At 73.6% G+C, this 20,837-nt stretch carries 2 protein-coding genes; both read right to left on the minus strand.

The annotated features are described in order from the left end of the window. Window positions 1-168: 168 nt before the first annotated feature. Window positions 169-6,891 (minus strand): SDR family NAD(P)-dependent oxidoreductase, encoded by a 6,723-nt coding sequence (locus tag ACFXKZ_RS20360; protein ID WP_380002280.1) that lies wholly within the window; start codon window positions 6,889-6,891, stop codon window positions 169-171. 59 nt (window positions 6,892-6,950) lie between these two features. Continuing rightward, on the minus strand, window positions 6,951-20,423 hold the full coding sequence (locus ACFXKZ_RS20365; protein ID WP_380002281.1) for an SDR family NAD(P)-dependent oxidoreductase: 13,473 nt from the start codon (window positions 20,421-20,423) through the stop codon (window positions 6,951-6,953). Window positions 20,424-20,837: the final 414 nt, after the last annotated feature.

Below are 20,837 nucleotides of genomic sequence, written 5' to 3' on the forward strand. Positions count from 1 at the left end.
CTTGAGGTAGCCGACCAGCTTGTGGTTGTCCGGCGGGTCGCGGTCCGGCATGGTCGTGTCGGTCCTTCCTGGGCTGTACGGGGCTGACGGAAGCTGAACGAGGCTGAAACAGGGCCGACCCGAGTTGTGCCGGGGACTCGACGGAGCTGTACGGCAAGGTCAACCCGATCAGGACGACCCGAGTTCGCGATCGATGAAGTCGAGCACCTCGTCCGCGCTCGCCGCTTCGAGCCGAGCGGCAGCGGATGTCGAGGCGCCGTCCCCGGCGGCGTACTCCTCCCGGCCGCGCCACGCGCTGCGCAGCCGGTCGAGCCGGCCCGCGATCTCGGCGCGGTCGTCCTCGTCGGCCCGCACCTCGGCGAGCCGGACGGCCAGGCGGTCGAGTTCGGCGAGCAGCGCGGGCACCGCGGCGGAGGTGTCGGTGTCGGGGACGAGTTCGGCGTACAGGTGGTCCGCGAGGTCGGCCGGGGTCGGGTGGTCGAAGACCAGGGTGGCGGGCAGCCGCAGGTCGGTGGCGACGTCGAGGCGGTTGCGCAGTTCCACGGCGGTCAGCGAGTCGAAGCCGATGTCGGTGAAGCCACGGTACGGGTCCACCGCGTCCGCGCCGCCGAGGCCCAGCACGGTGCCCGCGTGGCCGCAAACCAGGTCGACCAGCAGCCTGCGCCGGTCCGCCTCGGTCGATGCGGCCAGGCGCCGTCCCAGGTCGGCGGCCGGCTCCGCCCGTGCGGTGGTGCGAGCGCTCCGCCGTCCCGGGCCGCGCACCAGGCCGCGCAACACCGCGGGCACCGTGCCGGCGCCGCGTTCCAGTGCCGCGCCGTCGAAGCGCAGCGGCAGCAGCAGCGGATCCGGCAGTTTCGTGGCCGCGTCGAACAGGGCCAGGCCCTGCCCGGCGGACAGCGGCACCATCCCCGAGCGCGCCGACCGGGCCCGGTCGGCCGGACCGAGGCCGGCGGTGATCTCACTCGCCTGGTCCCACAACCCCCAGGCCAGCGAGACGCCGGGCAGCCCGGCCGCCCGGCGGTGGTGGGCCAGCGCGTCGAGGAAGGTATTGGCCGCTGCGTAGCCGCCCTGTCCCGCGCCGCCGACCACCCCGGCCACCGACGAGTACAGCACGAACATCGCGAGGGCGGCGTCGGCGGTCAACCGGTGCAGGTTCATCGCGCCGGCGATCTTCGGGCGCAACACCCGGCGCAGCCCGTCGCCGGTCATGGACGTGACCACGCCGTCCTCGACCACGCCGGCGGCGTGCACGACGGCGGTCAGGGGGTGCGCGGCGGGCACCCGGGCCAGTACGCCGGCCAGTTGCTCCCGGTCGGCGACGTCGCAGGCGACGATCTCGACGTGCCGGGCGCCCAGCCGGTGCAGTTCCTCGCGCAGTGCCCGGGCGCCCGGGGCCCGCTCGCCGGCCCGACCGGTGAGCAGCAGGTGTCCGACACCGTGCTCGGTCACCAGGTGCCGGGCCAGCAGGCCGCCGAGGGCGCCGGTACCCCCGGTGATCAGTACGGTGCCTTCGGGGTCGAGTGCGGCGGGCACGGTCAGCACGATCTTGCCGATGTGCCTGGCCTGGCTCATGTACCGGTAAGCGTGTGCCGCCTCCCGGATGTCCCAGGTGCGCACCGGGAGCAGGTGCAGGGCGCCGCCTTCGACGAGGTCGACGATCTCGGTGAGGATGCGGCCGATGCGCTCGGGGCCGGGGTCGACGAAGGGGTGGTAGGTCACCCCCGGGTACCGCGCGGCGACGGCTTCGGGGTCGCGCCGGTCGGTCTTGCCGAGTTCGACCAGCCGGCCGCCGGGTGCCAGCAGGCGCAGCGAGGCGTCCACATACTCCCGGGCCAGCGCGTTGAGCACGACGTCGACGCCGCGGCCGTCGCCCGCGCCGGCGAAGGCGTGCTCGAAGTCGAGCGAGCGGGAGGAGGCGATGTGCCGGTCGTCCAGGCCGAGTTCGCGCAGGGTGTCCCATTTGCCGGGGCTCGCCGTGGCGTAGACCTCGGCGCCGAGGTGCCGGGCCAGTTGTACGGCGGCCATGCCCACGCCACCGGCCGCCGCGTGGATCAGGACGGATTCGCCCGGCTTGAGGGCGGCGACGTCGAACAGGGCGTGGTGGGCGGTCTGGAAGGCGACCGGCATGCCGGCGGCCTCGGCGAACGTCCATCCCGCCGGGATGCGCACGACGGCCCGGTGGTCGACGACGGCGACCGGGCCGAGCGCTGCGGGCACCCGGCCCGTCACGCGGTCGCCGGGTCGCCAGGCGCCGGCGGCCGAGCCGACCTCGGTGACGATCCCGGCGGCCTCGGTGCCCATGCCGACGTGCGCGGGTACCACGCCCAGACCGACCAGCACGTCGCGGAAGTTGAGGCCGGCGGCGTGGACCGCGAGCCGGATCTCGTGTGGGGCGAGCGAGCGGGCGGCGTCCGGGAAGGGCAGCGGCGCGAGGCGGTCCAGGTCGCCCGCGCCGGTGGTGTCCAGCACCCAGGGGCCGTCGGGGGCGGCGGGCAGCAGCCGGGTGTCGTCGCCCCGGGCGATCCTCGGGACCAGCGCCGCGCCCGCACGCAGGGCGGTCTGCGACTCACCGGCGGCGAACGCCGCCCGTACGGCGTCGGGCAGCGTGGTCGGCGCGTCGGCGTCCGGGTCGATGTCGACAAGCAGGAACCGCCCCGGGTGTTCGGCCTGTACCGAGCCCAGCAGGCCCCGGACGGGCGCGTGGACCGGGTCGGTGACACCCTCGCCGGGGCGGGCCGCGACCGCACCGCGTGTGACGACGACCAACCGGGTCGCCGCCCAGGCGGGGTGGGCCAACCACTGCCGGACGGTGTGCAGCATGCACTCGACGGCCCGGTCGGCCGCGTCGGGCAGCGCCGCCACGGGCTCCGGGGCGAGCGGGAGCAGGAACACCGTCGGCGTGGCGGACTCCTCGGCGAGCGGGACGAGTTCGGGATGGTCGCGCGCCGTGATCCCGGCCCGCTCCAGCGCGTCGCGCAGGCCGAAGGGGTCGGGGGCGAGCACCGCCCACGGGCCCTCGTCCTCGGTGTCCTGCGGCTGCTCGGGTACGGCGAGTGGAACCCAGTCGAGCCGGTACAGCTCGCCACCGGCCGGCTCGGCGGGGCCGTTCGGGCGCGTCACCAGTTGGCGGACCGAGACCACGGGGTTGCCGGAGCCGTCGGCGGCGACCAGTTCGACCGCGTCGGCGCCGGTGACCGACAGGCGTACCCGCAGCGCACCGGCGCCGACGGCGTGCACGCTCACCCCACTCCAGGAGAACACCAGTCGCGGCTGCCCGGGATCGTGCCCGTGCTCGATCAGGCCGCCGGCGTGCAGGGCCGCGTCGAAGAGCGCCGGGTGCAGGAGGAAGTCGGCTGCGGTGGCGCGGTGTTCGTCGGGCAGGGCGACCTCGGCGTACACGTGATCGCCGAGCCGCCAGGCCGCGCGCAGGCCGCGGAAGGACGGGCCGTACCCGAAGCCGCCGGCGGCGAGGTCGGCGTAGAAGTCGCCGAGGTCGATCGGTTCGGCTCCGGGCGGCGGCCACAGCGCCGAGGTGGCGGGATCCGCGTCGGACGTGGTCTCGACGACGGCTTCGGGGGTGAGTACGCCGACCGCGTGCCGGGTCCACGCGCCGTCCGTACCCGACCCGTGATCGCCCGTGTCCTCGCGCCGGGAGTGCACCTCCACCCGGCGGCGACCGGCCTCCTCGACCGCTCCGACCGTGACCTGGATCCACACCGCGTCGTGCTCGGGGACGACGAGCGGTGCCTCCACCATGAGTTCGGCCACGTGCGGGCAGCCCACCCGGTCACCGGCCCGGATCGCGACCTCCACGAACGCGGTGCCGGGGAAGAGCACGCTGCCGCCGACCACATGGTCCGCCAGCCACGGGTGGGTGCGTCGGGACAACCGTCCGGTGAGGACCGGTCCGTCGCCGGCCGCCAGGCTCAGTTCGGCGCCGAGCAGCGGGTGGCCGGTGGCGATCGCCCCCGGGCCGGCCGGCGTCGGCGCGCCCGCGTCGACGTCGAGCCAGTAGCGCCTGCGGCGGAACGCGTAGGTGGGCAGTTCGATCCGGCGGGCGCCGGTGCCGGCGAAGAACCGCTCGCCGTCGATCCGACTGCCGCACGCGTGCAGGGCGCCGAGGGCGTGTACGGCGGTGACCGCCTCCGGTCGACCCCGGCGCAGGGCCGGTACGCAGACCGGGATCGCGGCCGATCCGGACCGGCGGGCGGCCGGGAAGTCCCGGGCGAGCGCGGTCAACACCCCGTCGGGGCCCAGTTCGATCAGCGCGGTCGCGCCCGCGTCGGCGAGCGCGGCGAGGCCGTCGGCGAACCGCACCGTCTCGCGCACGTGCCGGACCCAGTAGTCCGCGCTGCCCGCCTCCTCCGCCGTGAGGGGGCGGCCGGTCCGGTTGGAGACGACCGGGATACGCGGAGCCGACGCCGAAACGCTCGCCGCCACCTCGCGGAACCGGTCGGACAGGCCGTCCATGTGCGCGCTGTGGAACGCGTGGCTCGTCTGCAACCGCCGGGTCCGGCGGCCGTGTTCGGCGAAGCGTCGGGCCAGCGCGAGCACCGGCTCGGTGTCCCCGGAGACCACCACCGCGGCCGGGCCGTTGACCGCCGCCACGTCCACCGCGCCGCCAAGCGCGGCGACGGCGTGGACGATCGCGGTGCGTACCTCCTCCTCGGTCGCGGCGACCGCGACCATCGCGCCGCCGGAGGGCAGTTCCTGCATCGCGAGCGCTCGGGCCGCGACCAGCGCCGCCGCGTCGGGCAGCGACCACACCCCGGCCAGGTGGGCGGCGGACAACTCGCCGATCGAGTGGCCCAGAAGCAACTCGGGGCGCACGCCCCACGATTCGTACAGTCGGAACAGGGCGACCTGGAGCGCGAACAGGCCGGTCTGCGCGTAGACGGTCCGCCCGAGCAGTTCCGCCGTGCCCGGATCGTCGACGCTCAGCACGACCTCGGCCACCGGCCGTTCGACGTGCCCGGCCAGTCGGGCGTCCAGTTCCCGGGCCACCGCATCGAAGGCGTCGGCGAACACCGGCCAGGCCGCGTACAGTTCCCGGCCCATGCCCGGACGCTGACCGCCCTGCCCGGTGAACAGGTAGGCCACGCGGGTGTCCTGGCGGACTCGACCGCGCACGACACCGGTGGTGTCCTCGCCCCGGGCCAGCGCGTCGAGCCCGGCGAGCAGGTCGTCGGGACCGGTGCCCACGACGACGGCACGGGAATCGAGGGCGGCCCGGGACACGGCCAGCGAATAGCCCACGTCGGCGGGCCGAAACCCCGGCCGCGCCCGCAGATACGCGGCAAGCCGAGCGGCCTGGTCCCGCAACGCCTCGTCGCCCCGGGCACCGAGGACCCAGGGCAACGCGGGGGTATCGGCGCCGGTCGGCACGTCGGGTTCGCCCGGCGCCGGTTCCGCCGGCGACCGCGGCGCCTCCTCCACGATCACGTGTGCGTTGGTGCCGCTCACGCCGAAGGAGGAGACCCCGGCCCGGCGCGGACCGCCGTCGCTCGGCCAGGGTTGGGCGCAGGTGAGGAGTTCGACGCCGCCGGACGACCAGTCGACGTGCGGGGTCGGCTCGTCCACGTGCAGTGTGCGCGGCAGCAGTTCGTGCCGCATGGCCTCGATCATCTTGATCACGCCGGCCACGCCCGCCGCCGCGCCGGTATGGCCGATGTTCGACTTGACCGCGCCCAGGCGCAGCGGTCGTCCGGCGGGCCGGTCGCGGCCGTAGGTGGCCAGCAGGGCCCGCGCCTCGATCGGGTCGCCCAGGACCGTACCGGTGCCGTGGGCCTCGACCGCGTCGACGTCGTGGGCGTTCAGCCGTGCGGCGTCGAGGGCTTGGCGGATGACCCGTTCCTGGGCGAGGTCGTTGGGGGCGGTCAGGCCGTTGCCGGCGCCGTCCTGGTTCACGGCGCTGCCCCGGATGACGGCCAGTACGCGGTGTCCGGCCCGGACGGCGTCGCCGAGCCGTTCGAGCAGCAGCACTCCCGCGCCCTCGGCCCAGCCGGTCCCGTCCGCCGCCGCGGCGAACGCTTTGCAGCGCCCGTCGGGGGCGAGGCCGCGCTGCCGGCTGAACTCGACGAAGATGCCGGGCGTGGACAGCACGGTCACCCCGCCGGCCAGTGCCATCGTGCACTCGCCGCGACGCAGCGCGTGCACGGCGAGGTGGATGGCCACGAGCGAGGACGAGCACGCGGTGTCGACCGTGACGGCCGGCCCCTGGAGGCCGAGGGTGTAGGCGACGCGCCCGGAGACGACGCTGACCATGCCGCCGGTGCCGAGGTATCCCTCGACCTCTTCCGGCACATCGACGATCCGCTCGGCGTAGCCGGAGGAGATGGCGCCGGCGAACACCCCGACCCGACTGCCACTGAGCGAGGTCGGGTCGATGCCGGCGCGCTCGAACACCTCCCAGGAGGTCTCCAGGAACAACCGCTGTTGCGGGTCCATGGCCAGCGCCTCGCGCGGGTTGACGCCGAACAGTTCGGCGTCGAAGTCGGCCGCGCCGGCGAGGAATCCGCCGCGCCGGGTGTACGTGTGCCCGGCCCGGGCGGGGTCCGGGTCGTAGATGCCGTCGACGTCCCAGCCGCGGTCGCGCGGGAAGTCGCCGACCGCGTCGACCTCTTCGGCGACGAGCCGCCACAACTCCTCGGACGTGTCCGCCCCGCCGGGGTAGCGACAGGCGGTGGCGACCACGGCGATCGGCTCGTGTGCCGCCGCCTCGACCTCGCGCAACCGGCGGCGGGTCCGGCCGAGATCGGCGGTGGTCCGCTTGAGGTAGTCGAGGAGCTTTTCCTCGTTGGTCGAAGGGTTGGTCGAAGGGTTGGTCGAAGGGTTGGTCGAAGGGTTGGTCGATGCGTCCGCCGATGCGTCGCTCGATGCGTTGGTCGACACGCGAGCCCACTTTCGCCAGGTGGCCGGAGGGAAGCCGGAGGGAGTCCTCTTACGTCGGGTCAGGCGCTGTCGGGCCCCAGTTCCCGGTCGAGCAGGTCGAACATGTCTTGGGCGGAGGAGGCGGCCAGCGCCTCCCCGTCCAGGGCGGCGTGCTCCGCCGCCTCGGCATCGGACGCGTCGCGCCAGGTCCACAGCAGGGTTTCCAGGCGCCGGGTGACCGCCGCCCGCGTCGCCGGGTCGGCGGGCAACCGGGAGAGCGCGTTCTCCAGTCGGCCGAACGCCATCGGCGCCGGACCGACTTCGGTCGTGGTCTCGGGCCCGAGGGTGCCGTCCAGGTGGGCGGCCAGGGCCGCCGCGGTGGGGTGACTGAACACGAGGGTCACCGGTAGGTGCAGGCCGAGGGCGGTACTCAGCCGACCGCGCAGTTCGACCGCGGCCATCGAATCCAGGCCGAGGTCGCGCAGCGGCTTGTCCATGGGCACGCCCGCTTCGACCTGGCCCAGGACGGCCGCGATATGGGCCACCACCAGGTCGCGCAGCGCCCGCCGCCGCTCCGCCGCGCCCAGCGCACTCAGCGCGACCGGCCGGCGCCCCAGGGCACCGGCCGCGGCCTCGTCCCGCGCATCGACGTCGTCCACCGCCCGGACTGCGACGGGCTGCGGCAGCAGGACCGAATCGCCGCCCCCCGCCGAGGATTTCGCCTCGGCGAGCGCGGCCCGAAAGCGCTCCGGCGAGACCGCGCGCAGTACGAGCGAGCGCACCGTGAAGGCCGCCGCGCCGGTCGTGGTCGCCGCGACCAGCGACAGGGTGTCCGAGGTGTCACCCGTCGCCTCCAGCCGGATCCGCAACGAGGTCGCGCCGGGCGCGTGCAGCGTGACACCGGACCATACGAACGGCATCCGGATCGCCGCGTCGCTCTCCCCCGCCGCCGCGCCCGCGCCGAGGGCTCGCAACGCGGCCGTCACGAGCACCGGATGCGGCCCGTAGCCGACGGCGTCCTGCCGTCGATCGGCGGGGAGCGCGACCTCCATGTATCGGGTCGCGCCGCACTGCCATACGCCGCGCAGCACTTGATCGGCCGGATCCGCCCCGTCTTCACCGGTCGGTACGGGCACCGCGATCGTAACGGGTACCGCACCGACCGGCGGCCACACGAGCAGGTCGTCCTCGGGCCCGGCCGCGTCCTCCGCCGCCTCGGCCACGGGAGCGAGCAGGCCCTCGGCGTGCCGGGTCCAGGCTCCGGCCGCCGCGGGGTCGTCCGGCCGGGAGTGCACGGCCACCGTCCGGCGGCCGTCGGGGCGGGCGGCGCCGACCACCACCCGCAGGTGGACCCCGTCGCGCTCGGGCAGCGGCAGCGGCGCGGTCAGGGTCAACTCCTCCACCGTGTCGAGTCCGGTCGATCGGCCCGCGTGCAGGGCGAGTTCGACGAGGGCGGCGCCGGCCAGCACCGCCGTGCCCGGGAACGGCGACTCGGCCGACCACGGGTGGGTGTGCCGGCCAACGCGTCCGGTGAAGACGATCCCGGCCGCGCCGGGCAGGTCGATGGCCGCGCCGAGTATGGGGTGTCCGGTTGGGGTCAGGCCCATTCCTCGCGCGTCGGTCGCGGTGCCCGAGTCGTCCCGTAGCCAGTACCGCTCCCGCTGGAACGCGTAGGTGGGCAGGTCCGTCACCCTCGGCTCGGTGTCGGCGAAGGCGACCCGCCAATCGACGTCCACGCCGTGCACGTACGCCCGGGAGAGGGCGCGGGTGAAGCGGTCGGGGCCGCCCTCGCCGCGCCGCAGGGTGTCCAGGACCGCGGCCCGCGAGCCGGCCGCCTCGACCGTCTCCAGGATGGCGGTAGTCAGCACCGGGTGCGCGCTGACCTCGACGAAGGCGTCGTGGCCCTGGTCGAGCAGGGTCCGGACGGTCTCGTCGAAGCGTACGGTCCGGCGCAGGTTGGTGTACCAGTATTCGGCGTCAAGGGTGGCGCCCTCGACCACCGCGCCGGTGACGGCGGAGTGGAACGGCACGTCCGCGGCGCGGGGTTCGAGGTCGGCGAGGGCGGTGAGCAGTGTTTCGCGGATCGACTCGACCTGCGGGGAGTGCGAGGCGTAGTCGACCGGGACGCGCCGCGCCCAGACGTTGCGCTCCTCGCACCGCGCCAGCACCTCGGTCAGCGCCGTCGGGTCGCCGGAAAGGGTCACCGAATGCGGGGCGTTGACCGCCGCGAGCGCGACGCGGTCGCCGAACGGCGCGGTCAGTTCGGCCGCTTCGTCGGCGGACAGCGCCACCGAGGCCATCCCGCCCCTGCCGGACAGGTCGAGCAGCGCCCGGCTGCGCAGCGCGACGATCCGGGCACCGTCCTCCAGCGAGAGGGCGCCCGCGACGCAGGCGGCGGCGATCTCGCCCTGGGAGTGGCCCGCCACGGCGGCGGGGTGCACGCCGTACGCCCGCCACAACCGGGCCAGCGAGACCATCACCGCCCACAAGACCGGCTGCACCACGTCGACCCGCTCCAGCCACCCGTCCGAATCCGAACCCAGGATGGTGGTCAACGACCAGTCGACGAACGGCGCGAGCGCCTCCTCGCACGCCCGGATCCACGCGGCGAACTCGGGTGACGCGTCGAGCAGCCCGCCGGCCATCCCGACCCACTGGGAACCCTGTCCGGGAAAGACGAACACCGGACGATGCCCAGCCTGGGCGACACCGAGCATCGCGTCGACCCCAGAGCCCCCGGCCGCCAACCCCGCGAGGGCGGTCGCCAACCCCTTCCGGTCGGCCGCGGTGACCACGGCCCGGTGTTCGAGCCCGGCCCGCGAAACGACGGATGAGTAGGCAAGGTCGACCAACTCGCGGTAATCGTGCCCGGGTTCGTGAGACGCGGGGCCATCCGCGGATCGCTCCGATCCCGGCGGCTCGACGTGTTCGGCCAACCGCGCGGCTTGCGCGCGCAGTGCCTCGGCGGAGTGGGCGGACAGTACAACGGGCAGAGGGGACGGGGTCGTTCCGAGGTCGTCGGCCGGGCGAGGTGCCCGCTTCCGCGTCGGCTCGGCGGGTGGTTGTTCGAGGATCACGTGCGCGTTCGTACCGCTGACCCCGAACGCGGAGACGGCCGCCCGACGCGGGCGGCCGAGGTCGGGCCAGGGACGCGGCGCCGTCGACAACTCCACCGTGCCGGCCGACCAGTCGACGTGCGGGGTCGGCTCGTCGACGTGCAACGTCGCGGGCAGGACGCCCGCGCGCATCGCCAGCACCATCTTGATCACGCCCGCGACACCCGCCGCCGCCTGCGTATGCCCGATGTTGGATTTCACCGAGCCGACGTGCACCGGCCGGTGAGCCGGTCGATCCCGACCATAGGTCGCGATCAGCGCCTGCGCCTCGATCGGGTCGCCGAGCGTGGTGCCCGTCCCATGCGCCTCGACCGCGTCGATGTCCCACGTCGCCAGCCCCGCGTTGGCCAGGGCCTGCCGGATCACCCGCTGCTGCGCCGGCCCGTTGGGCGCGGTCAGCCCGTTGCTCGCGCCGTCTTGGTTCACCGCGGATCCACGAACGACGGCGAGTACGCGGTGCCCGTCGCGGACGGCGTCCGACAGGCGCTCGACCACCAGGACACCGACCCCCTCGGCCGGCCCGAACCCGTCGGCGGACGCCGCGAACGCCTTGCAGCGGCCGTCCGCCGCGAGACCGCGTTGCCGGCTGAACTCGACGAACAACCCCGGCTCCGACATCACGGTCACCCCACCCGCCAGAGCCATCGTGCACTCCCCGCCGCGCAGCGCCTGGACCGCCAGGTGCAGCGCGACGAGCGAGGACGAACAGGCCGTGTCGACGGTGACCGCGGGCCCCTCGAACCCGAAGGTGTACGCGACCCGCCCGGAGCCCACGCTCGGCGTGTTCCCGGTGCCCAGGTAGCCCTCCAGTTCGTGCGGGGCACGGGCGAGCCGGCCCGCGTACCCCTGCGCCGCGAGTCCGGTGTACACGCCGATCCGACTGCCGCCGAGGGTGTCCGGCGCGATGCCGGCGTGTTCGAGGGCCTCCCAGGACGTCTCCAGGAGCAGCCGCTGCTGCGGATCCATCGCCAGTGCCTCGCGGCGACTGATCCCGAACAGGTCGGCGTCGAACCGGTCGGCGTCGTAAAGGAATCCACCGGATCGGGTGTAACTGGTGCCCGGATGGTCGGGGTCCGGGTGGAACAGTCCGGCGAGGTCCCAGCCGCGATTCGTCGGGAAGTCGGAGATTGTGTCCGCGCCCGCCGCGATCAGCCGCCACAGGTCGTCGGCGGAGCGCACGTCCCCGGGGAATCGGCAGGCCATGCCGACGATCGCGATCGGCTCGTGGGCGGCGACCGGCGGCTCCTCGGCAACCGATTCCGGTTCCGTTCCCAACAGTTCGGCGCCGAGCCGGCCGGCCAACGCGGCCGGGGTCGGGTGGTCGAAGATGAGCGTGGCGGGCAGCCGCAGCCCGGTGCCGGCGGTGAGCCGATTGCGCAGTTCGACCGCGGTCAGCGAATCGAAGCCGAGTGCCTTGAAGGCGCGGTCGGCGGGGACCGCCGTCTCGTCGCCGTGGCCGAGCACGGCGGCGGCGTGCGTACGGACCAGTTCCAGCAACACCCGCGAACGCTCGGCGGGCCCGAGCGCGGCGGTGCGCCGCTGCCACGTCGACCCGCCCACGTCCCCGTCGGCCGCCGCGACCCGCCGGGCCGAACCGCGTACCAGGCCGCCGAACACCTCCGGCAGTGTGCCCGTCCCGGCCGACGTGCGCAGCGCCGCCGGGTCCACCCGCATCGGCACGACGAGCGTCCACGGTCCGGATCGGGCGGCGTCGAAGAGCCGGAGTCCGAGCGCGTCGGACATGGGCAGGGCGCCGCCGCGCGCCATCCGGTTCAGGTCGTCGCGGCCGAGCCGCCCGGTCATGCCGCTGGTCTTCGCCCACAGTCCCCAGGCCAACGACGTACCCGGCGCGCCGGATGCCTGCCGGTGCGCGGCCAGTGCGTCCACGAAGGTGTTGGCGGCGGCATAGTTGGCCTGCGCCGGGCCACCCAGGACGCCGGCGATCGAGGAGAAGAGCACGAAGGCGGCGAGGTCGTGGCCGGCGGTCAGCTCGTGCAGGTTGATCGCCCCGTCGACCTTGGCCCGCAACACCGATTCCAGATCTTCCGGCGTCATGGACTCGACCAGGCTGTCGGCCAGGACTCCGGTGGCGTGTAGGACCCCGGTGAGCGGAGCGGATTCCGGGATGCGCGCCAGAACCCGCGCGAGGGCTTCGCGGTCGGCCGCGTCGCACTCCTCGACGACCACCCGCGCCCCGAGACCGGAGAGCTCGGACACCAGTTCCTTCGCGCCGGGGGCGGCCGGGCCGCTGCGGCTGAGCAACACCAGAGCACGCACACCGTGTTCGGCGACGAGATGCCGGGCCACCAGCGCCCCCAGCGTGCCGGTGCCGCCGGTGATCAACACCGTCCCGTCCGGATCGAGCGGCACCGGCATCCGGAGCACCAACTTCCCCGTATGCCGCGCCTGCGCCATGAACCGAAACGCCTCCGGTGCCCGCCGCACGTCGAAACACCGCACCGGGACCGGCGTCAACACACCCGATTGAAACAGGGGCATCAGCACCGCGAACAACTCCGCGATCCCGTCCGCGCCCGCCGCCTCGACCAGATCGAAGGCCCGATACGACGCGATCCCGGGACGAGCCGCGCGAACCGCCGCCTCGTCCCGGACATCGGTCTTGCCCATCTCCACGAACCTGCCACCATCGGCGAGCAGTCGCAGCGAGGCGTCCACGAAGTCGCCCGCCAGCGAGTTCAACACCACGTCCACGCCTCGACCGCCCGTCGCGGCCCGGAAGCGCGTCGCGAAGTCGAGCGTTCGCGAATCACCGATATGCGCATCGTCCAACCCCAACGACCGCAGCACATCCCACTTGCCACGACTCGCCGTCGCGAACACCTCGGCACCCAGGTGCCGCGCGATCCGCACCGCCGCCATCCCCACCCCGCCGGTCCCGGCGTGGATCAACACCGACTCGCCCGCACCCAGCCGACCGAGCGCGGACAACCCGTGATAGGCGGTCAGAAAGGCCACCGGCACCGACGCCGCCTGCTCCCACGACCATCCGTCGGGCACCTGTACGAGAGTCCGCACGTCGGCCACCGCGGTCTGTCCGAAAGCCGGGAAAAGCCCCAACACCCGGTCGCCGACGGCAAATTCGGATACTCCGGGACCTGCCTCGGTCACCACGCCCGCGCCTTCGCCGCCCATCGTCGCGGCATCCGGATACATGCCCAACACGATCAGCACATCACGGAAGTTGAGCCCCGCCGCCCGCACCGCGATGCGCACCTGCCCTGATCGCAGGGGCTCCAGGGCCTCCGGCGCGGGCACCGGTGCCAAGTCCGCCGGCGTGCCGGCCCCGGGCGTGTGCAACCGCCAGGCGCCCGACGGCAGGATCAGCGCGTCGTCGGCGCCGGCCCGGGCCAGCCGGGGCACGAGCATGTCGCCATGGCGCAACGCGAGTTGCGACATGCCGCTGCGCACGGCGGCGTCGAGGAGCGCCGCCGACGCCGGGCTGTCGTCCGTGTCCACCAGCACGAACCTGCCCGGGTGTTCGGTCTGCGCGGACCTGACGAGGCCCCACACCGGCGCGTGTACGAGGTCCGTGACCACATCGGCCGGTCCTGCCGCCACCGCGCCGTGGGTCACCAGGACCAGCCGCGACTGTGCTTGCCCCTCGGCCGCGAGCCATCCCTGGATGCGTGCCAACACCTCGGCCGTCGCCGCCGCAATGGTGTCCGCGAGCCCGTCGCCGAAAGCCGACGGGGCGCAGTCGAGCAGGGTGATCTCGTCCCCGCCCGGCTGTTCGACCACCTGGGTCGGGATCCAGTCCAGGTGAAAGAGACTGTCGGCCGTCTCGTCGGCGGCGTGGGCGAGTCGGTCGGCGATGATCGTCCGAAGGGTGAGACTTTGTACGGAGAAGACCGGTTCGCCGGTGCCGTCGGTCGCCTCGATGCTCACGAGGTCGCCGTCGTCCACGGACAGTCGCACCCGCAGCGACGACGCGCCGGAGGCCGACAGGCGTACGCCGCTCCACACGAACGGCAGCCGGATCGCGGTGCGGGCATCGCCGATGCCGGTCAACGCCGCCACCTGTACCGCCGCGTCCAGGAGCGCCGGGTGAATCCCGAAGCGGTGGGCCTGCTCGCGTTGTTCGGCGGGGAGGGCCACTTCGGCGTACACGTCCTCGCCGACCCGCCAGGCCGCGCGCAGCCCTCGGAAGGACGAGCCATAGGCGTAACCCGCCTCGGCCAGATCCGGATAGAAACGATCCAGCTCGATCGGCCGCGCACCGACGGGCGGCCACGCGGTCGGCGCGGTGCCGGTGTCGGTCGGCGCGCCGGCATCGGGCAGGAGGAGGCCGCCGGCGTGCCTGGTCCACTTCCGATCGGTGTCGTCGTCGACGCGCGAGAACACGGAGACCGCCCGGCCACCGTCGGCCCCCGGTGCCGCGACCACGACCTGGATCCGCACACCGCCCTGTTCGGGCAGCACCAGCGGTGCTTCCAGGGCCAGTTCGGCCAGCAGGCCGCATCCCACGGAATCCCCGGCCCGCACGGCCAGTTCGACGAAGGCCGTACCGGGCAGCAGCACCGTCCCGCCGACCGCGTGATCCCCGAGCCAGGCGTGCGTGGACAGCGACAGCCGCCCGGTGAGCAGGAATCCCTGCCCGTCCGCCAGGGACACCGAGGCTCCGAGGAGGGGGTGGTCCTCGCCGGTGAGCCCGAACCCGGCCGCATCCTCGGCGCCGTCGGTCATGACGTCGCGCAGCCAGTATCGCCGCCGGCGGAACGCGTAGGTCGGCAACTCGACCTCCCCGGCCGTGTGTTCGCCCACCAGGGGTGACCAGTCCACGGTGAGGCCGTCGACGTACGCCTGCGCCAGCGCGGCGGTGAAGTCGTCGAGGCCGCCCGCGCCCCGGCGTAGCGTCCCGAGCACCACCGCTTCGGCGTCGGCGGCTTCGATGGTGCTCTCGATGGGCGTGGTCAGCACCGGGTGGGCGCTCACCTCGACAAAGGCGTCGAACCCCTGGGCCAGCAGGAGCCGCACGGTCTCCTCGAAACGCACCGTGCACCGCAGATTGGCGTACCAGTAGTCGGCGTCGAGGGCCGTGGACTCCAGCCGTTCGGCGGTCACCGTCGAAAAAAACGGCACCGACGGCGCCACCGGCTCCACATCCGCCAACTCGACAAGCAGCCGGTCACGGATCGACTCCACCCGCACCGAATGCGACGCATAATCCACCGGCACCCGACGCGCCCACACCCCCCGCGCCTCACACACCGCGACCAACTCGTCCACCGCACCCGCATCACCGGACACCGTCACCGACGCCGGCCCATTCACCGCCGCCACCGACAACCGACCCTCGAACGCACCCAACAACTCGACCACGTCCACACACGCCAACGACACCGACACCATCGCCCCGGAACCCGCCAACGCCCCAAGCGCCCGACTCCGCAACGCCACCACCCTCGCGCCATCCGCCAAGGACAACGCCCCCGCCACACACGCAGCCGCAATCTCCCCCTGCGAATGACCCACCACCGCACCCGGCACCACACCGAACGAACGCCACAACTCCGCAAGCGAAACCATCACCGCCCACAACACCGGCTGCACCACATCCACCCGGCCCTGCCACACCCCCGACCCCGACCGCAAAACCGACACCAACGACCAATCCACAAACGGCGCCAACGCCACCTCACACTCCGCAACCCGCGCCGCAAACACAGGAAACACATCGAGCAGCTCCGCACCCATCCCCACCCACTGCGACCCCTGCCCCGGAAACACCAACACCGTCCGCCCCGAAGAGCGAGCCACACCCGAAACGACACCCGGAAAGGACTCCCCCGCAACCAGCGCCGCCAACCCGGCGCTGAGTTCGGCCCGGTCCGAGGCCAGTACGACGCCCCGGCGCGCCAGCAGCGATCGCGACGTGATCAGTGCCGACGCCAAGTCGGCCAACCCGAGCTCGGGTTCGTCCCCGACGAACCGCGTCAGTCGGGCCGCCTGCGCCCGCAGACCGTCGCGGCCGTGCCCGGACACCACGAAGGGGAGCAGCGCGCCCATACGCGAATCGGGCAGTGGCACCGCCTGCACGCTCTCGGCCGTCGCCTGTTCGACGATCACGTGCGCGTTGGTCCCGCTGATCCCGAACGACGAGATCCCGGCCCTGCGCGGACGGCCCGCCTCGGGCCACCCCCGGGCCCGGGTCAGCAACTCCACAGCACCCGCCGACCAGTCGATGTGCGGGGACGGCTCGTCGGCGTGCAGGGTCTGCGGCAGGACGCCGGCACGTATCGCCATGACCATCTTGATCACCCCGGCCACACCCGCGGCGGCCTGGGCGTGGCCGATGTTCGACTTCAACGACCCGAGGTACAGCGGCCGTTCGCCGTCCCGGTCGCGGCCGTAGGTGGCGATCAGCGCGTGCGCCTCGATCGGGTCGCCGAGCGTGGTGCCGGTGCCGTGTGCCTCGACCGCGTCGACGTCGGCGGCCGAGAGTCCCGCATTCGCCAGCGCCTGCCGGATGACCCGCTGTTGCGAGGAACCGTTGGGCGCCGTCAACCCGTTGCTCGCGCCGTCCTGGTTGATCGCCGTACCGCGCACCGTCGCCAACACCCGATGCCCGTGCCGCCGGGCATCGGACAACCGCTCCACGAGCAGCACGCCGACGCCCTCGGACCAACCGGTGCCGTCCGCAGCAGCCGAGAACGCCTTGCACCGGCCGTCCGGCGCCAGCCCCCGCTGTCGACCGAACTCGACGAACATGCCCGGGGTCGACATCACCGTCACTCCGGCCGCCAACGCCATCGAGCACTCGCCGGCGCGCAGGGCCTGCGCCGCGAGGTGCAGGCCGACCAGCGAGGACGAGCACGCCGTATCGACCGTGACGGCCGGGCCCTCGAAGCCGAACGTGTAGGCGAGCCGTCCGGACAGGACCCCGGCAGCGCTTCCGGTGAGCCGGTAGCCCTCGGAGCCGTCGACGGCAACGTCGAGCCGGGCGCCGTAGTCCTGACCCATCGCGCCGACGAACACACCGGTCCGGCTGCCCTTCAAGGCGGCCGGGTCGATGCCGGCCCGTTCGAAGACCTCCCACGAGGTCTCCAGCAACAACCGCTGCTGCGGATCCATCGCCGACGCCTCGCGTGGCGAGATCCCGAAGAAGTCCGCATCGAAGTCGGCGGCGCCGGCCAGGAAGCCGCCGCGCCGGACGTAACCGGTGCTCCCGAAGCCGGAGTCCGGGTCGTGGAGCACCGCCGGGTCCCACCCCCGGTCGTCAGGGAAGGGCGTGATGGCGTCGCCGCCCGTGGCCACCAGTCGCCACAGGTCCTCGGGGGAGGCGACGCCGCCGGGCAGGCGGCAGGCCATACCGACGATGGCGATCGGATCGGTGTCGGTCGGCTGTTCCGCCGCCACGTCCAACTCGGGGCGCGAGTCGTCGGGGGTCGTGTCGAGGAGCAGGCCGGCCAGATGCCGCGCGACCGCGGCCGGCGTGGGGTGCTCGTAGGCGAGCGTTGTGGGCAGGCTGAGCCCGGTGTCGGTGTTGATCCGGTTGCGCAGTTCGACGGCGCCCGGAGAGTCCAGGCCCAGGGCCTCGAACGTCAGCTCACCGTCGGCCGCGTTCAGTGCGGGCCGGTCCAGCACCATCGCACTGTGCGCGAACACCAGTTCGTATACGGTCTGTTCTCGCTCCGCACGGGCGAGCCCGGCCACCCGATCGGCCCACGCGGACCGCGCCCGCCGACGGACCCCGACGGGTGCGTCGGCCGTACCGCCGACCCTGAAACGCTCGCGCTGGAACGCATACGTGGGTAGATCGACCCGACGCGCTCCCGGGGCCCGGAGCGGGTTCCAGTCGACCGCGACGCCGCAGGTGTACGCCTCCGCGAGCGCGGTGCGGAAGCGCTCGGGGCCGCCCTGACCGCGGCGCAGCGTGCCGAGCGCCGCGGCGTCCGCGCCGGCGTCCGCGATCGTCTCCAGGACGCTCGTGGTGAGCACGGGGTGTGCGCTGGATTCGATGAAGACGTCGTGCCCTCGGCCCAGGAGGGTTCGGACGGCCTGTTCGAAGCGCACGGTCCGGCGCAGGTTGGCGTACCAGTACTCGGCGTCGAGGGTGGTGGTGTCCACCGGCTCACCGGTCACCGACGAGCAGAACGGGATGCGGGACGGGCGCGGCCGGATGTCCGTCAGGTCGCGGAGCAGCGCGGCGCGGATCCCGGTGACCTGGGTGGAGTGCGAGGCGTAGTCGATCGGGACCCGCCGGGCCCGGATCCCCCCGGCCGCGCAGGCGACGAGGAGTTCGTCGAGTACGTCCGGCTCGCCCGACACGACGACGGACGCCGGGCCGTTGACCGCCGCGACCGACAAACGTCCGTCGAAGGGGGCGATCAGTGCGGTGATCCGCTCGGCCGAGACGCCCACCGAGACCATGCCACCGCGGCCGGACAGGTGGAGGAGGATACGGCCGCGCAGCGCCACGACCTTGGCGCCGTCGGCGAGGCTGAGCGCGCCGGAGACGCACGCGGCGGCGATCTCACCCTGGGAGTGGCCGAGCACGGCGGCGGGTCGTACGCCGAAGGAGGCCCACAGTTCGGCGAGCGAGACCATGACCGCCCAGAGCACGGGTTGTACGACGTCGGCCCGCTCCAGCCAGTCGGCGGACGCCGAGCGCAGCGTCGACACCACCGAGCGGTCGACGTAGGGCGCGAGCGCCGCGTCGCAGTCTGCGATCCGTGCCGCGAACACCGGCGCGGAGTCGAGGAGTCCGGCGGCCATGCCGAGCCATTGTGACCCCTGGCCGGGGAAGACCAGCACCGTGCGCCCGGCGGTTCGGGCCCGCCCGGACACAACACCCGGCACCGGCTCGCCGGCGGCGAGCGCCCGCAGACCCGTGACCGCGTCGGTCCGACCGCCGGCGATCACCACACCCCGATGCTCGAACACCGACCTCGTCGACAGGAGCGAGTGCGCGATGTCGGGCAGACCGAGTTCCGGCCGGTCGCCGACGAAGCGGGCGAGCCGGGCCGCCTGGGCACGCAGCGCCTGGTCGGTACGGCCGGAGACGACCAGGGGCGACACGTCGGGGGCGACCGAAGCCGGGCCACCGGCGGCGTGGGGCTCGGTCTCCGACCTGCTCTCGGGCGCGAACTCCGCCTCCGAGAGGACCACATGGCAATTGGTCCCACCCATGCCGAAGGAACTCACCCCGGCGATCCGCGGCCCCGCCGACTCCACGGCGTGCACCGGCCTCGGCCACGCCGTCGACTCCGTCGCCACCGCCAACCGCAACTCGGCGAACGGGATCTCCGGATTCGGCTCCGCGTAATTCAGACTCGCCGGAATCTCCCCATGGGAAATCACCAGCGCCGCCTTCACCAACCCGATCACCCCGGCTGCGGCCTCCAGGTGACCGACATTGGTCTTCACCGACCCCACGGGCAGCGCCCGGTCCGCATCGCGTCCGGCCCCGAGCACCGCGCCCAGCGCGGCGGCCTCGACCGGATCGCCGAGCCTGGTTCCGGTTCCGTGCAACTCGACGTAGCCGACCCGGGTCGGGTCCACGTCCGCGTGCTCGTACGCCCGGCGCAGCACGTCCCGTTGCCCGCTCGGGTCGGGCGCGGTCAGCGTCTCCCCGCCCCCGTCGTTGTTGACGGCGCTGCCGCGCACGAGGCAGTGGATCCGGTCGCCGTCCGCGAGGGCGCGCCGTAGCGGCTTGAGCACCACGACGGCGCCGCCCTCGCCGCGGACGTAGCCGTTGGCCCCGGCGGCGAAGGTGTGGCAGCGGCCGTCCGGGGACAGTGCGCCGAAACGCTCCAGGCGGTCGGTGGATCGTGCGGTCAGGATCAGGTTGACCCCGCCGGCCAGGGCCGTCTCGGATTCGCCGGAGCGCAGGCTTTCGCAGGCCGTGTGCACGGCGACCAGGGACGAGGACTGGCCGGTGTCCACGGTCAGACTGGGGCCGCCGGCGCGCAGGAAGTAGGAGAGCCGGTTGGCGACCATGCTGCGGTGCTGACCCGTGACGGCATGCGCGGTGGCCGGGTTCGGCTCCTCGGCCCCGAGCAGCAGCGCGTAGTCGTCGGAACCGGCGGCGACGAACACGCCGGTGCGGGTGCCGGCCAGGGTGTCGGCGACGATGCCCGCGTCCTCCAGTGCCTCCCAGCCCAGTTCGAGCATCAGCCGCTGATGGGGGTCCATCGTGGCGGCTTCGCGCTCGGAGATGCCGAAGAAGGCCGGGTCGAAGCCGTCGATCGAGGCGAGGAAGGATCCGCGACCCGACACCCCGCCGAGGCCCGGACGGTCCGCGGGCGGCGGTCCGATGGTGTCCGCGCCCGCGCGCAGCAGCCGCCACAGGTCCGCCGGACCGTGCACGCCCGGCAACCGGCACGCCATGCCGACGACGGCGATCGGCTCGGGCCGGCGCGGACCGGAATCCCGGTTCGCGGACGGGACGTTGCCCGGGCGGTCCGCACGTACCATGTCAAGCCTTTCGGTTCTCGGCCGAGGTGGTCCGCGGTCGGGCCCGGCGACCGACCCGGTCGGGCACACCGGCTCCTGCCGGACGGGCGGACTCACGGTCGACCAAGTCTTCGATCGCTCCCGTGGCCGGCAACACCCCTGTTTCCAACCCCTGCGCACCCCGACGTCCGCCCCGCCGGGCAACGAACGCGCATTGGAACGGTTTTCGGGCCGCCGTCAGGCTTGCGTCGAGGATTCTCCAACGGCCCCGAGTTCCCTGTTAACGTGACCGATGCCAACCGTTTTGCGAGCCGGCGGATCCCGATGCGGGAGTCCCCGGCCGGTCGCGCGGTCGGCGACCGGGACGTCGGTGCCACCGCGTGGCACCCGTCGACGTTTTCGTGTCCCCATCACTGGTGTGAAGGAAGGTACATG

The organism is Embleya sp. NPDC059237 (genome assembly GCF_042754105.1).
GTDB lineage: Bacteria > Actinomycetota > Actinomycetes > Streptomycetales > Streptomycetaceae > Embleya.

What these genes read in the sequence shown, in the direction of transcription:
- ACFXKZ_RS20365 (WP_380002281.1), bottom strand. Translation starts at nt 20,423, where the DNA reads ATGGTACGTGCGGACCGCCCGGGCAACGTCCCGTCCGCGAACCGGGAT.